This is a genomic window from Streptomyces sp. SAJ15, assembly GCF_007595705.1.
In the GTDB taxonomy this organism is placed as follows: domain Bacteria; phylum Actinomycetota; class Actinomycetes; order Streptomycetales; family Streptomycetaceae; genus Streptomyces.
This window is the reverse complement of sequence record NZ_NISY01000008.1, coordinates 121,013-134,439: the sequence shown is the minus strand read 5'-3', so window position 1 is coordinate 134,439 and position 13,427 is coordinate 121,013. Positions and strand designations below refer to the sequence as shown.

The window sequence follows — 13,427 nt, the reverse complement described above, 5'->3', positions numbered from 1 at the left end:
CGGAAGGAAGCGTCATGGATGACTCCCCGATACGACCGGATCGCCGGCCCGCGCGGTCGCGAGGTGTCCGCGCGGAGACGGATCGCTCGCCCGCGCGGTCGGAGCGTTTCCGAGCGGAGCCCGAGGGTGCGCCCGCGCGAGGGGAGCGTTCCCCGGCGGAGCCCCAGGGTGCGCCCGCGCGGTCGGGACATTCCCCGGCGGATCCCGAGGCCGCGCCCGCGCGGTCGGGACGTTCGCTCGCCCGCCGTTCGCTGCTCGGCGTCGGGGCGGCCGTGAGCGGGGCCGCGCTCCTCGGGCTGACCGACGCCGTCGAGGGCCGGCGGACCGGCCCCGCCGTGGGGCGGCCGAGCGACCTGGCCGATGGGCGATCGCCTCGCACGGAGGAGGCGGCGTGGCCCACGACGCTCCAACTGCCGGACGGCTTCCGGCCGGAGGGGATCGCCATCGGCGGTGGGCCATGGGCCTACTTCGGTTCCATCGGGGACGGCTCGATCTACCGCGTCGACCTCCGCTCGGGAGCCGGCGCGGTCATCTCGGAGGGGCCCGGCACCGCCTCGCTCGGCCTCAAACTGGACCGCTGGGGACGGCTGTTCGTCGCCGGACAGCGGACCGGCGAGGCCCGGGTGGTCGACAGCCGCTCCGGCGCCCTGCTGGCCACCTACCGCCTCACCGAAGGCACCAGCTTCGTCAACGACGTGGTCCTCACCCCGAGCGCCGCCTGGTTCACCGACTCCTACCAGCCGGTGTTGTACGGGCTGCCGCTCGGCCAGGACGGTCGGCTGCCCGATCCGGCCGACGTGGTGCGACTGCCCCTGGCAGGGGAGTGGCAGCAGGTGCCCGGGGAAGTGATCAACGCCAACGGGATCGCGCCGACTCCGGACGGCCGCGCGTTGCTGGTGGTCCAGTCCGGCGTCGGGCTGCTCCATCGCGTGAACCCGACGGACGGCGTCGCCGTGCGGGTCGACCTGGGCGCGGCCGCCCCCCTGACCAACGGCGACGGGCTCCTGCTGGAGGGCCGTACGCTCTACGTGGTGCAGAACCGGCAGAACGCCGTCGACGTCTTCCGGCTGGACGCGACCGGCGGGCGGGGCGAGTTCCTCACGCGGATCACGGACCCCCGCTTCGACGTGCCCACGACCGCGGCCGCCTACGGGGACCGGATCTACCTGCCCAACGCGCGCTTCACCACACCGCCCACGCCACAGACGACGTACACGGCGGTCGCCGTCGAGCGTGTGCGGTGAACGAGCACGGGCCGGGCGACATGTGTGCCGCCCGGCCCGTGCGCGAGCGCCGCGCGCTCGATCATGATCTTCCCGCTCCGCCGTGTCCGCGCTGAGCGGCCTGCTGAGCGGCTTCCGCGCTGAGCGGTCGCCGTTTCGGGCGCCCGCACCCCGCGGCTACGTGCGTCCGCGCGATCAGCCCTTCCCGCCGCCGGCGCCCTCGCCGCCCTCACCGGAGGAGCCGGTGGAATCCGCGCTGCCGGTAGGGCCCGCGTCACCGGTGGATCCCGCGGAATCGCCGGAGTCCCCGGCACCGGAGTCACCCGTCGGGCCGGAATCCCCGCCCTCCGCGCGGTCGGCGGCATCCTCCGCGCGGTCGGCGGAATCCGCCGCGCCGTCGGTGGGGGCCGCCCCGCCCGTCTCCTCCGCGGACTCGTCCCGCGCGGACGCCTTCGGCGGCCGGGTGCGCCCGCCGGAGGAGTCGCGCAGATACGAGGCCCCGTCCCGGCCGTCCGCCACGCCGCCCGTCTCGGTGGCGTGGCCGCCCGGCCCCGGCTGGCCGTCCCGGCGCCGCAGATAGCGCTCGAACTCGCGGGCGATGGCCTCGCCCGACGCCTCCGGGAGGTCGGCGGTGTCCCGCGCCTCCTCCAGCGACTGCACGTACTCCGCGACCTCGCTGTCCTCGGCCGCGAGCTGGTCGACGCCGAGCTGCCAGGCCCGGGCGTCCTCCGACAGCTCGCCGAGCGGGATGCGGATGCCGATCAGGTCCTCCAGGCGGTTCAGCAGCGCCAGGGTGGCCTTCGGATTCGGCGGCTGTGAGACGTAGTGCGGCACGGCCGCCCACAGGCTCACCGCCGGAACGCCGGCGTGCGTGCACGCTTCCTGGAGGATGCCGACGATCCCGGTCGGGCCCTCGTAGCGGGTCTCCTCCAGGTCGAGGCTGCGGGCCAGGTCCGGATCGGAGGTGACGCCGCTGACGGGCACCGGGCGGGTGTGCGGGGTGTCACCCAGCAGCGCTCCGAGCACCACCACCATCTCCACGCCCAACTCGTGGGCGAAGCCCAGGATCTCGTTGCAGAACGAGCGCCAGCGCATGCTCGGCTCGATGCCCCGGACCAGAACCAGGTCCCGCGGCTTGTCGCCGGTGCCGGCGCGCACCACCGAGAGCCGGGTCGTCGGCCAGGTGATCTTGCGAACCCCGCCGTCCAGCCACACCGTGGGGCGGTTGACCTGGAAGTCGTAGTAGTCCTCGGCGTCGAGCGCGGCGAAGACCTCGCCCTTCCATTCCCGGTCCAGGTGCCCGACCGCGGTGGAGGCGGCGTCTCCGGCGTCGTTCCAGCCCTCGAAGGCACAGATCATGACCGGGTCGATCAGCTCGGGAACCCCCTCAAGCTCGATCACCCAGCGCCTCCTTCCGACCGGGGCGTACGCGTGTGTACCACCGCCGGCTGCAGTTCCGTTGCGTGCGACTCAAGCCTACGGCTTCCACCGCCCCCCACCGCAGCCCCCGTACAGGAACGGTCACAGATTCATCCGACCTGTCTTCGGCAGAAAACGCGCACACATCGGGGCGTTGCCGCCATCATGGGTCCAGACATCGGATCATCGAGAAAGGTCCGATGTCCTGCCGCGGGGCTCGCCCCGCACTGCCTCGGCACGGCCGCCGGCGTTCGACCCGAGGGGCCATCGCCGAGGATCCACCGGTCAGTTGGAGTGAGTCAGTCAGGGTGAGCGCCTGTGGGGTTCTCACCGGACTCCGGCATGGTCATACGGCCACGGAGGGGCGGGCGGCGCCCCGCGGGCGTCGTACGGCCCGGCGAGTGCGGCGCCCAGGGCCTCGGGAGCGGTGTCCCGGACGTCGTGGCGCACGTCTCGTGGAGCGAGCTGTGGCGCGCGGCCGCGCCGTGCACCGCTGCCGCGAGGCACGCACGTCGAGCCGCCGGGCGCCGCGTGGTGTCGTCGGGGGTCCTGTGACGTCGTCGGGGCCCGCGCGGTGAGCCGTCGGCCCGCGCGGCGAGTCGTCGGCGCTCACGCGTCACAGCGTGGTGCGCAGCCACTGTTCGTGGCTGGTGATGTGCGCCGTGGCCCAGGACCGCGCGGCCTCCGCGTCCCGGTCCCGCAGTGCGTCCAGGATCGCGCGGTGCTCGCGCAGGGTGCGATCGACCGCGTCCTCCCGCGTCAGTCCGCGCCACACCCGTGCTCGACCGGCCGGCCCCGACAGCCCGTCCAGCAGCGAGCACAGCACGCCGTTGCCGGACGCCCGGACGATGCCGCGATGGAACCTGATGTCGCAGGCGACCAGTTCGTCCACCGACGGGTCCGGGCCGAGCGCCTCCAACTCGGCCTCCAACGCGTCCAGTTCGGCGTCGCTGATACGGGGACAGGCCAGGGCGGTGGCCGCGGGCTCCAGGATCCGCCGTACGGCCAGGAACTCCAGCGCCGTGTCGTCGCGGTGGAAGTCCACCACGAAGCCCAGCGCCTCCAGCAGTAACTGCGGGTCCAGGCTGGTGACGTAGGTGCCGTCGCCCTGCCGCACATCGAGGATGCGGATCAGCGTCAGCGCCCGGACCGCCTCACGCAGCGAGTTGCGGGACAGGCCGAGCTCCGCGGCGAGCTCGCTCTCCTTGGGGAGTCGGTCACCCGGCCGCAGCGCACCGGAGACGATCATGCCCTTGATCTTCTCGATCGCCTCGTCGGTGACCGCCATGGTGGACCTCCCGGCTCAGACATCGGATGTCTGAGCTCATTATGACGCGCGTTCCCCGCGGTAACCCTGCCGGTACGTCGCCAAGTCCCGCTCCCTGGACGCGAGCTGAGCGCTTCGCGCCGCGCGATGTCCTTCTTGGCCGAAAAACCTCGCCGGACCCCGCACACCGGTCCGCCCCCGATTCACTCCCTGACGCTCCGGCGCTCAGCGCCGGATGCCGCCGCCGGCCGCGCGGAGTTCGCGGATGAGCGCCCGCACCGCGCGGGTGCGCGCCAGCGCGGGTGTGGTCACATAGCCGACGTCGCGGGTGGGCGGGCGCGGTCCCAGGTCCACCACCTCGATTCCGGCCGGGGCGCCCGCCAGCGTCAGCGCCGGGACGATCGCCATGCCCATGCCCTGCGCCACCATGGAGAGGACGACGCTGTCGTCCTCGGCGGTGATGGTCGCCGCCGGCAGCCAGTCCTGCTCGGACCACCACCGGCGGGTGTACGAACCGCAGTTCTCGTCCCAGTCGATCAGCGGCAGCCCGCGCGGTGCCGGGTGTCCCGCCGGATGGGCCAGTGCGTAGCTCTCCTCGAAGAGGGTGCTCAGCACCAGCCCGGCGGGCGGCTCCACCGTGGCGGAGAGGGTGGCTATCCCGAGGTCCGCGCGACCGTCCGCGACCTCTCCCGCCGTGCCCCGCCCCAGCTCCCGTACGATCCGCACCTCCGGCGTCAGCCGTGGATGTCGCGCGGTGAGCCGCTCCAGCGCGGGGGGCAGCAGCTGGGCCGCGGCACTGCGGAAGGCCGCGATCCGCAGCGGGCCGCTGAGCTCCGCGTCCTCGGAGCCCGCGGCGGCGGCCCGCGCCTCGGCGCCCATCGCCTCGAGCAGCCGCAGGATCTGCCGGGCGTGCGCGACCGCCCGTTCGCCGGCCGGGGTGGGGCGCGCTCCGTGCCGGCCGCGCTCGAAGAGCACCGTCCCGATCTTGCGCTCGCAGCCGCGGACGGTGTGGGAGACCGCGGACTGGGTCAGGCCCAGGCTGGCGGCGGCGGCCGAGAAGCCGCGCTCGCGATCGACGGCGACCAGCACGCGCAGCTCCTGGGGAGCGAGATCGGTCATCCCGGCAACTTATCGCGGCCTCGCGCGAGCGCCGTCGCGGCTCCGCGCGAGCGCCGTCGCGCCTCCGTGTGAGCGCCGTCGCGACTCCGCGCGAGCGCCATCACACGTGCTCAGCCGGCTTTCCATGAAGAACGCTCATGGAACCGGGCCTTCCATCAACGCGCGCCACTGCCCGAGGCCCGTCCCGCCCCCTACGGTGATCGACATGTCCAGCAGAGCACGCGCCGTGCACCAGATCAGCAGGCCCCAGGGCTTCCCCACCGCCGCCGACTTCGCCTTCGTCGACGAGGCACTTCCCACCCCCGAGCAGGGGACCGCGCTGGTCGAGAACCTCTACCTGTCCGTCGACCCCTACCACCGCGAGGCGATGGACGGCGACTGGGAGCTACACACACCCCTGGAAGGCCGCAGCATCGGCCGTGTCCTCGCCTCGCGCGCCGCCGGACTCTCCGCCGGCGACATCGTCTTCCACCGCGAGGGGTGGCGTACCCACGCGCTCATACGTCCCGACGAGGCACGCGTGCTGCGCCCGGCCCCCGGAGTGCCGCTCAGCGCTTACCTGGGCGTGCTCGGCGGCACCGGCCTGAGCGCCTACGTCGGCCTCGTGGAGATCGCCCGGGTGCGTCCCGGCGACACCGTCTTCATCTCGGCCGCGGCCGGCGGAGTGGGCTCCGCGGCCGGACAGCTCGCCCGGCTGCTGGGCGCCGGCCGGGTCATCGGCAGCGCCGGCTCGGCCGCCAAGGTCGAGCACCTCACCGAAGACCTCGGCTTCGACGCCGCCTTCGACTACCACGACGGCCCCGTCGGCGAACTCCTGCGCCACGCCGCCCCCGATGGCATCGACGTCTACCTGGACAACGTCGGCGGCGACCATCTCGAAGGGGCGATCGCCGCCATGCGCGACCACGGGCGCATCGCCTGGTGCGGTGCGGTCGCCCAGTACAACAGCGCCGAACCGCCGCCCGCGCCGCGCAACCTCTTCGACGTGGTCGAGAAGAGCATCCGACTGCAGGGCTTCCTGGTCCGCGACTACCCCCACCTGCGCCACGAGTTGGAGGCGTTCCTGGTGCCGCACCTCCAGGCCGGCCGGGCCGTGCCGGACGAGACGGTGGTGGAGGGCTTCGACAACGTGGTGGACGCGTTCCTGGGCATGCTGCGCGGCGCCAACACCGGCAAGATGATCGTCAAGCTCGGCGAGGTCTGAGCCGCCCCGCGGCCCGTCCACCGGATGGGCCCAGAGCGGCGGTCCGCCCGGGTGTCAAGCCCTCGGCGGGCCTGTGGAGACGCCCGGATCCCGCCTGTGGATAACGAACCGCCGTTCGGCGACGTCCGGTACGGTGGCGAGCGTGAGTCAGGAATCACGCCAGGCATCACGACAGGAACTGCACGCCGTCGAGTGGGCCGACGACGGCCTGCAGCTCATCGACCAGACCCTGCTGCCCGACCGCCTGGAGCGGTTGCGGGTCAGCGACGTGGACACCCTCGTCGACGCCATCCGGCGCCTGGTGGTGCGCGGCGCGCCGGCGATCGGCGTGGCCGGCGCCTACGGGGTGGCGCTGGCGCTCCGGCAGGCGGAGCGCGCCGGCTGGGACCGCGCGGCGCTGCTCGCCGCCATCGCGCGGATCCGCGACGCCCGCCCGACCGCCGTCAACCTGGCGGTCTGCGTCGACCGGGTGCTGCCCCTCCTCGACCAGGGCCCGGACGCGGTGCTGGCGGAGGCGCACGCCGTGCTGCGCGAGGACGAGCAGGCCAACCGCACCATGGCCGGCCACGGCGCGGACTGGCTGGTCAAGCGTGTCGGCGCGCGGCGCCCGCTGCGTCTGCTCACCCACTGCAACACCGGCGCCCTGGCCACGGCCGGCTGGGGCACCGCGCTCGGCGTCATCCGCGAGCTGCACGCGCGCGACCTGGTGGAGGTCGTCTACGCGGACGAGACCCGCCCGCTGCTCCAGGGCTCTCGGCTCACCGCCTGGGAGCTGGCGCACGACGGCATACCGCACTACGTCCAGGCCGACGGCGCCGCCGCGGGCACCATCCTGCGCGGAGAGGTGGACGCGGCCGTCGTCGGCGCCGACCGCGTGGCCGCCAACGGCGACACCGCCAACAAGGTCGGCACCGTCGCCGTCGCCCTGGCCTGCGCCGAGGCGGGCATACCCTTCCTCGTCGCCGCGCCCACCACCACCGTCGACCTGGCCACCGCGAGCGGCGAGGGCATCCACATCGAGCTGCGCGGTGAGGACGAGGTGCTGGAGTGGGGCGGCGTGCGCACCGCCCCCGCCGCCTCGCGGGGCCACAACCCGGCTTTCGACGTCACCCCGGGCCGCCTGGTCACCGCGCTGGTCACCGAGCGCGGAGTGCTGGAGGTGGCGGCAGGCCAGCTCCCCGCCGACCACCTGCGCGTGCCCTGACCGACCCGCACGTGCGCACCTGGAAGGTCGTGGTCCGGCTCTCGGCGCCGTTCCCTGCCGCCGTCTCTCGCGGGACACGGGTAAGGGGCGCCCCTCGGAGAGGAGCGCCCCTTACCTCTGCTCAGACAGCCGGCGTCAGTTCTTCTTCTCCAGCATGTCCTTGACCTTGGCGCGGACGTCCTCGGTGTCCAGGCCGCGGATGGTCAGGGTGGTGCGGCGGCGCAGCACGTCGTCGACGGTCTCGGCCCACTCGTGGTCCCGGGCGTAGGCGACCTGGGCCCAGATCTCCGGGGCGTCGGGGTGGATCCGCTCGGCGAGCGCCGCGTCCTCGTTGGCCAGCCGGGCGATGTCGAAGGAGAGCGAGCCGTAGTGGGTCGCCAGGTGGCGGGCGGTGTCGGCGGACATCCGCGGACCCGGGGTGCCGCCGTCCATGACCAGGCGGTGCGCCACGGCGTGCGGGTTGGCCAGGCCCGGCAGCGGGGCGTGCTTCGGCAGCTGGGACATCGGCTCCATGTCGTCCGCGAGCGGACGGCCGGGCAGCTGGGCCAGCTTGTTCATGACGGTGCGACCGATGTGACGGAAGGTGGTCCACTTGCCGCCGGCTATGGAGAGCATCCCGCCCTTGCCCTCGGTGACGACCGTCTCGCGCTTGGCCTTGGCGGTGTCGCCGGGGCCGCCCGGCAGCACCCGCAGGCCGGCGAAGGAGTAGGTGATCAGGTCGCGGGAGAGCTGCTGGTCGCGAATGGAGAACGCGGCCTCGTCGAGGATCTGGGATATGTCCTTGTCGTTGACCGTCAGGTCCGCCGGGTCTCCCTCGTACTCCTCGTCGGTGGTGCCGAGCAGGAGCATGTCCTCCCACGGCAGGGCGAAGGTGATGCGGTACTTGTCGATCGGGGTGGCCAGCGCCGCCTTCCAGGGGGAGGTGCGCTTGAGGACCAGGTGCGCGCCCTTGGAGAGCCGGATGGACGGCGCCGCGTTCGGGTCCTCCATCTTGCGCAGGTGGTCCACCCACGGGCCGGTGGCGTTGAGCACCAGGCGGGCGTCGAGGCCGAACTCGGTGCCGTCGACGCGGTCCTTGAGCTCCGCGCCGGTGACCCGGCCCTCGGTGAAGCGCAGCCCGGTGACCTCGGCGTGGTTGAGGACGGTGGCGCCGGCCTCGGCCGCCGCGCGGACCGTCATCAGCGCCATACGGCTGTCGTTCATCTGGCCGTCGCCGTAGACCGCGACCGCCTTGAGGTTGTCGGTGCGCAGCTCCGGCACGTCACGCGCGGCCTTCTCGGGGCTGATGACGTGGCCGACGCCGTCGCGGAACGCGGACAGCGCGGAGTAGGCGAAGACGCCGGCGCCGAGCTTGGTCGCGCCGTGCGGGCCGCCCTTGTAGACCGGCAGGTAGAAGGTGAGCGGGCTGGCCAGGTGCGGGGCCACGTCACGGGAGACCGCGCGGCGCTCGAAGTGGTTCTCGGCGACCAGCTTGACCGCGCCGGTCTGGAGGTAGCGCAGGCCGCCGTGGAGCAGCTTGGAGGAGGCGGAGGAGGTGGCGCCGGCGAAGTCGCCGGCGTCCACCAGAGCGACCCGCAGGCCCGACTGCGCGGCATGCCAGGCGGTGGAGATGCCCAGGATGCCACCGCCGATCACCAGGAGGTCGTACGTCGCGTTGGACAGCCGGTCCCGGATTTCGGCACGGCCCGGGTTCGAACCGGCAGTCGGGTGCGCTCCGAAGGACGGAACGCTCTGCAGGGTGCTCATGAATAACTCCTCGTCAGCTCTCGTCGTCGATCCAGCCCATGGTCCGCTCGACGGCCTTGAGCCAGTTCTTGTACTCGCGGTCGCGGACGTCCGCGTCCATACGGGGGGTCCACTCGGCTGCCCGGCGCCAGTTGGCGCGCAGCGCGTCGGTGTCCGGCCAGAAGCCGACGGCCAGGCCGGCGGCGTAGGCGGCGCCGAGGCAGGTGGTCTCGGCGACCATCGGGCGCACCACCGGGGCGTCCAGGAAGTCCGAGAGCGTCTGCATCAGCAGGTTGTTGGAGGTCATGCCGCCGTCGACCTTGAGCGCGGTCAGCTCGACGCCGGAGTCCTTGGTCATGGCGTCGGTGATCTCGCGGGTCTGCCAGGCGGTGGCCTCGAGCACGGCGCGCGCGATGTGCGCCTTGGTGACGTACCGGGTCAGACCGGCGATCACGCCGCGGGCGTCGGAGCGCCAGTACGGGGCGAACAGACCGGAGAAGGCCGGCACGAAGTACGCGCCTCCGTTGTCCTCGACGGAGGAGGCCAGGGTCTCGATCTCGGCGGCGCTCTTGATGAGGCCCATCTGGTCGCGCATCCACTGCACCAGCGAACCGGTGACGGCGATCGAGCCCTCCAGGGCGTAGACCGGCTTCTCGTCGCCGATCTGGTAGCCGACGGTGGTCAGCAGGCCGCTGTAGGAGTTGATGACCTTCTCGCCGGTGTTCATCAGCATGAAGGTGCCGGTGCCGTAGGTGGACTTGGCCTCGCCCTCGGAGAAGCAGGTCTGGCCGAACAGGGCCGCCTGCTGGTCGCCGAGCGCGGAGGCGACCGGGACGCCGTCCAGGACGCCGCCCTTGACGGCGCCGTACACCTCGGCGGAGGACCGGATCTCCGGCAGCACGGCCGCCGGGATGTCCATCGACTCCAGGATCCGCTCGTCCCACTGCATGGAGTGCAGGTTCATGAGCATGGTGCGCGAGGCGTTGGTGACGTCGGTGACGTGGTGGCCGCCCTCCACACCGCCGGTGAGGTTCCAGATGACCCAGGAGTCCATGGTGCCGAAGAGGATGTCGCCGGCGGCGGCGCGCTCGCGCAGACCCTCGACGTTGTCCAGCAGCCAGCGGACCTTGGGGCCGGAGAAGTACGAGGCGAGCGGGAGGCCGGTCTCGCGGCGGAACCGGTCCTGACCGACGTTGCGGCCCAGCTCCTTGCAGAGCGCGTCGGTGCGGGTGTCCTGCCAGACGATGGCGTTGTGCACCGGCTCGCCGGTGTTCTTGTCCCACAGCAGCGTGGTCTCACGCTGGTTGGTGATGCCGATCGCCTTGACGTCGGCGGCGGTGATGCCGGCCTTCTCGATGGCGCCGGCGACGACCTCCTGGACGTTCTCCCAGATCTCGGTGGCGTTGTGCTCCACCCAGCCCGGCTTCGGGAAGATCTGCTCGTGCTCCTTCTGGTCGACGGAGACGATGCGGCCGTCGCGGTCGAAGACGATGCAGCGGCTGGAGGTGGTGCCCTGGTCGATCGCCGCGATGAACGGGCCGGTGGTGTGCGTGTCGGTCATGGTCTGCTGCTCTCCTGCGGAAGTCTCGGGAAGGGGGCCGGGGGGTTACGCGAATGCCAGCTTGTACAGACCGCCGGCGATGGCGCCGCCGATCAGCGGGCCGACGACGGGGATCCAGGCGTAGCCCCAGTCCGAGCCGCCCTTGTTGGGCAGCGGCAGGAGGGCGTGGACGATGCGCGGGCCCAGGTCACGGGCGGGGTTGATGGCGTAGCCGGTGGGGCCGCCCAGGGACAGGCCGATGCCGACCACGGTGAAGGCGACGATCAGAATGCCGGTGCCGGAGAGGGCGAGTCCCTCGGTCAGACCGCTGGTGAGGATCAGCAGGACCAGCACGGCGGTGCCGATGATCTCGGTGACGAGGTTCTGCGCCACATTGCGGATCTCGGGGCCGGTGGAGAACACGCCCAGCACCGGGCCGGCGGCGGGCTCGGTCTTCCGGTCGACCAGACCGGCGTGGTCCGCCTGCTCCTTGACCAGCTCCGGGTCGGTGAGGTGGGCCTGGAAGTGACCGTAGTAGGCGAGCCAGGCCAGGGCGGCACCGATCATCGCGCCGAGCATCTGACCGGCGAAGTAGACGGGGACATCGCCCCACTCGCCCGACTTGATGGCGACGCCGACCGTGACGGCGGGGTTGAGGTGCGCGCCGGAGAGCGGTGCGGAGATGTACGCACCGATGAGCACGGCGAAGCCCCACCCGAAGGTGATGGCGAGCCAGCCGGCCTCGAACGCCTTGGATCGCTTGAGCACGACGGCGGCGACGACGCCTGCGCCGAGCAGGATGAGAACGGCGGTACCGATGGTCTCGCCGATGAAGATGTCGGAGCTGGACACCCGCGACTCCTTTGTCCTTCGTCCAGGGGAAGGCGAACCCCGGCTCGTCCGGAGGTCCGCGCCCTCTCGGTGAGGGCGTTGGTCGGCCCGCGGCGAGTCCACCATAGCGAATATTGTCGTCAGGTGTTCGACAATGCCGACCGATGAACGGCAGTTTTCTTCACCGTGAAGGACGCGTCAAGGGTTCTGGGGCCCAAAACTTCCGCGGAACGCGGGGGTCTAACCCGCGAGTAACCAAGGGGTCTGGAAGCGATAACGAAAGGGCTTCGGAAGGGTCCCGAAAGCGGGTCGCGGACCCGGTCGAGGACGGTTGGCGGGAGAGGTCCGGTGGATGGCTCCCGAGCCCTGCGGGACTCATTCGCCGGGGCGGCCCGTTCGGTCGAGCGCCCGGTTCGGTGAAGAGGCCCGTTGGGTGAAGAGGCCCGTTCGCCGGGGCGGCTGGTGGCGTGGCGCCCCGGGAGCGCCGGCGCGTCGGCGCCCGTCGCCTGGCGGCCTCAGCGGTGGCCGGCGCCTTCGGCGAGTATCAGAAGCGGCTGGCGCCCAGGTCGCGCGAGACCGCGCGGGCGCAGTCGCGCACCGCCGCCACGAGGTCGGAGCGGAGCTCGCCGCCGTCGCAGACCCGCTCCACCGCGCCGGTGATGCCGACCGCGCCGACCGGCATGCGGCGCCGGTCGTGGATGGGGGCGGCGACGGAGGCGACGCCCTCCCAGGTCTCCTCCACGTCCGCGGCCCAGCCGCGGGCCCGGGTGAGGTCCAGCAGCTGCTCGAACTCGCGGAGCGCCGTGACGGTGCGCGGGGTGAACGCCTTGCGCTCGACCTCGGCCGCCTCGCTGTGCGCCACCGGGTCGTAAGCGGAGAGCACCTTGCCCAGCGCGGTGCTGTGGAGCGGCTGCATCGCGCCGACCTCCAGCACCTGGCGGCTGTCGTCGGGGCGGAAGACGTGGTGCACGATGAGGACGCCCTGTTGGTGCAGGACACCCAGGTAGACGCTCTCCCCGCTGGAGCGGGCGAGGTCGTCCGCCCAGACCAGGGCGCGGGCCCGCAGCTCGTGCACGTCGAGGTAGCTGTTGCCCAGCCGCAGCAGCTCGGCGCCGAGCTGGTAGCGGCCCGAGGCCGCGTCCTGCTCGACGAAACCCTCCTGCTGCAGGGTGCGCAGGATGCCGTGCGCGGTGCCCTTGGCGAGCCCGAGGGCGGAGGCGATATCGGACAGGCCGAGGCGCCGCTCGCCGCCGGCCAGCAGGCGCAGCATGGCGGCCGCTCGCTCCAGCGACTGGATGGTCCGTGCCATCGCGAAACCTCCCCAAGTGCGGTTCGACAATGCTGAACACTATCGGTCGATGCCGACCTAGGGATACTTGGTGGCGATCAACGGACAGCAGTAAAGGATCATGATCCGGCCACCGCGAGCCGTGTCCGGTCGTCCCGCCGCGACCCTGTCCGCGACGGGTCCCGGTCGGTCCCCGACACGCCCGGAACCGGTCTTTCCGCGCCTCCGGGTCGGTCGACGGCCACCCTCCGGACGCCCCTTCGGGCCTCCGCCGGGGGCCGCCGGCCGATTCTTCCGGATGTCCGGTAAACGCCCCTGACCGGGGGGTCGTCCGAACGCCTGTACGGGTGCGGCGCTGGAGCCCCGGAGGCCCGCGCGAGCTCCGTGACGTACCCCGAATCCCCCTCGCGAGCGCCCGAGCCCCCGACGGCCCCACCCCTCGCGAGTTCCGCGAGCCCCGAACGCGCCACCTCTCGCGAGCTCCCCACGACGTACCCCGAAGCCCTGTCGTGAGCTCCGCGCCGTACCCCCGAAGCCCTCTCGCGTGCTCCGCGACGAGACGCCCCGGGCCTCGGCGCGAGCACCCTGAACGGGCCCCCGAGCGTCC

Annotated in this window: 10 protein-coding genes; 3 read left to right on the top strand and 7 right to left on the bottom strand. The window is 72.6% G+C overall.

Annotation, left to right across the window (positions count from 1 at the left end; translation table 11 throughout):
- The first annotated feature begins 272 nt into the window (after positions 1-272).
- Positions 273-1,244 carry an SMP-30/gluconolactonase/LRE family protein gene (locus CD790_RS21375; RefSeq protein ID WP_260867752.1) on the top strand — a complete coding sequence of 324 codons (972 nt, stop codon included), beginning with the start codon at positions 273-275 and terminating at the stop codon, positions 1,242-1,244.
- Between the two features lie 174 nt (positions 1,245-1,418).
- Here the strand turns inward: CD790_RS21375 and CD790_RS21370 are convergent, their stop codons facing one another.
- The 3 genes from CD790_RS21370 to CD790_RS21360 all read right to left on the bottom strand — a co-directional run bounded on the left by CD790_RS21370 (position 1,419) and on the right by CD790_RS21360 (position 5,028).
- Positions 1,419-2,624, bottom strand: a complete 1,206-nt coding sequence (locus tag CD790_RS21370) for a PAC2 family protein (RefSeq protein ID WP_144384920.1) — start codon at positions 2,622-2,624, stop codon at positions 1,419-1,421.
- Positions 2,625-3,258: 634 nt separating this feature from the next.
- Positions 3,259-3,930: a FadR/GntR family transcriptional regulator gene (locus CD790_RS21365; RefSeq protein WP_144384919.1), complete on the bottom strand. Its 672-nt coding sequence runs from the start codon at positions 3,928-3,930 to the stop codon at positions 3,259-3,261.
- A 204-nt stretch (positions 3,931-4,134) separates the two neighbouring features.
- The gene (locus CD790_RS21360) at positions 4,135-5,028 is read right to left on the bottom strand and encodes a LysR family transcriptional regulator (RefSeq protein ID WP_144384918.1); all 894 of its coding nucleotides are present in this window, start codon (positions 5,026-5,028) and stop codon (positions 4,135-4,137) included.
- Between the two features lie 205 nt (positions 5,029-5,233).
- On the opposite strand from CD790_RS21360, the gene CD790_RS21355 reads away from it, so the two are divergent.
- Both CD790_RS21355 and mtnA read left to right on the top strand, forming a co-directional pair.
- A complete protein-coding gene (locus tag CD790_RS21355) occupies positions 5,234-6,232 on the top strand; it encodes an NADP-dependent oxidoreductase (RefSeq protein ID WP_144384917.1) in 999 nt (332 codons plus the stop codon).
- Positions 6,233-6,374: 142 nt separating this feature from the next.
- Complete coding sequence (mtnA, locus tag CD790_RS21350) at positions 6,375-7,436, top strand: S-methyl-5-thioribose-1-phosphate isomerase (protein WP_144384916.1); 1,062 nt, start codon at positions 6,375-6,377, stop codon at positions 7,434-7,436.
- A 135-nt stretch (positions 7,437-7,571) separates the two neighbouring features.
- On the opposite strand, the gene CD790_RS21345 is transcribed toward mtnA, so the two are convergent.
- The 4 genes from CD790_RS21345 to CD790_RS21330 form a co-directional block, all read right to left on the bottom strand.
- Positions 7,572-9,182 carry a glycerol-3-phosphate dehydrogenase/oxidase gene (locus CD790_RS21345; protein ID WP_144384915.1) on the bottom strand — a complete coding sequence of 537 codons (1,611 nt, stop codon included), beginning with the start codon at positions 9,180-9,182 and terminating at the stop codon, positions 7,572-7,574.
- A 13-nt stretch (positions 9,183-9,195) separates the two neighbouring features.
- Positions 9,196-10,722: a glycerol kinase GlpK gene (gene glpK / locus CD790_RS21340; RefSeq protein WP_144384914.1), complete on the bottom strand. Its 1,527-nt coding sequence runs from the start codon at positions 10,720-10,722 to the stop codon at positions 9,196-9,198.
- Between the two features lie 45 nt (positions 10,723-10,767).
- The gene (locus CD790_RS21335; RefSeq protein ID WP_144384913.1) at positions 10,768-11,553 is read right to left on the bottom strand and encodes an MIP/aquaporin family protein; all 786 of its coding nucleotides are present in this window, start codon (positions 11,551-11,553) and stop codon (positions 10,768-10,770) included.
- Between the two features lie 523 nt (positions 11,554-12,076).
- Complete coding sequence (locus CD790_RS21330; RefSeq protein WP_144384912.1) at positions 12,077-12,841, bottom strand: IclR family transcriptional regulator; 765 nt, start codon at positions 12,839-12,841, stop codon at positions 12,077-12,079.
- Positions 12,842-13,427: the final 586 nt, after the last annotated feature.

Excerpts from the sequence above, each read along its gene's own strand:
- CD790_RS21330 (WP_144384912.1), bottom strand. The coding sequence starts at position 12,841 with ATGGCACGGACCATCCAGTCGCTGGAGCGAGCGGCCGCCATGCTGCGC.
- CD790_RS21365 (WP_144384919.1), bottom strand. The coding sequence starts at position 3,930 with ATGGCGGTCACCGACGAGGCGATCGAGAAGATCAAGGGCATGATCGTC.
- glpK (WP_144384914.1), bottom strand. The coding sequence starts at position 10,722 with ATGACCGACACGCACACCACCGGCCCGTTCATCGCGGCGATCGACCAG.
- CD790_RS21345 (WP_144384915.1), bottom strand. The coding sequence starts at position 9,182 with ATGAGCACCCTGCAGAGCGTTCCGTCCTTCGGAGCGCACCCGACTGCC.
- CD790_RS21360 (WP_144384918.1), bottom strand. The coding sequence starts at position 5,028 with ATGACCGATCTCGCTCCCCAGGAGCTGCGCGTGCTGGTCGCCGTCGAT.
- CD790_RS21355 (WP_144384917.1), top strand. The coding sequence starts at position 5,234 with ATGTCCAGCAGAGCACGCGCCGTGCACCAGATCAGCAGGCCCCAGGGC.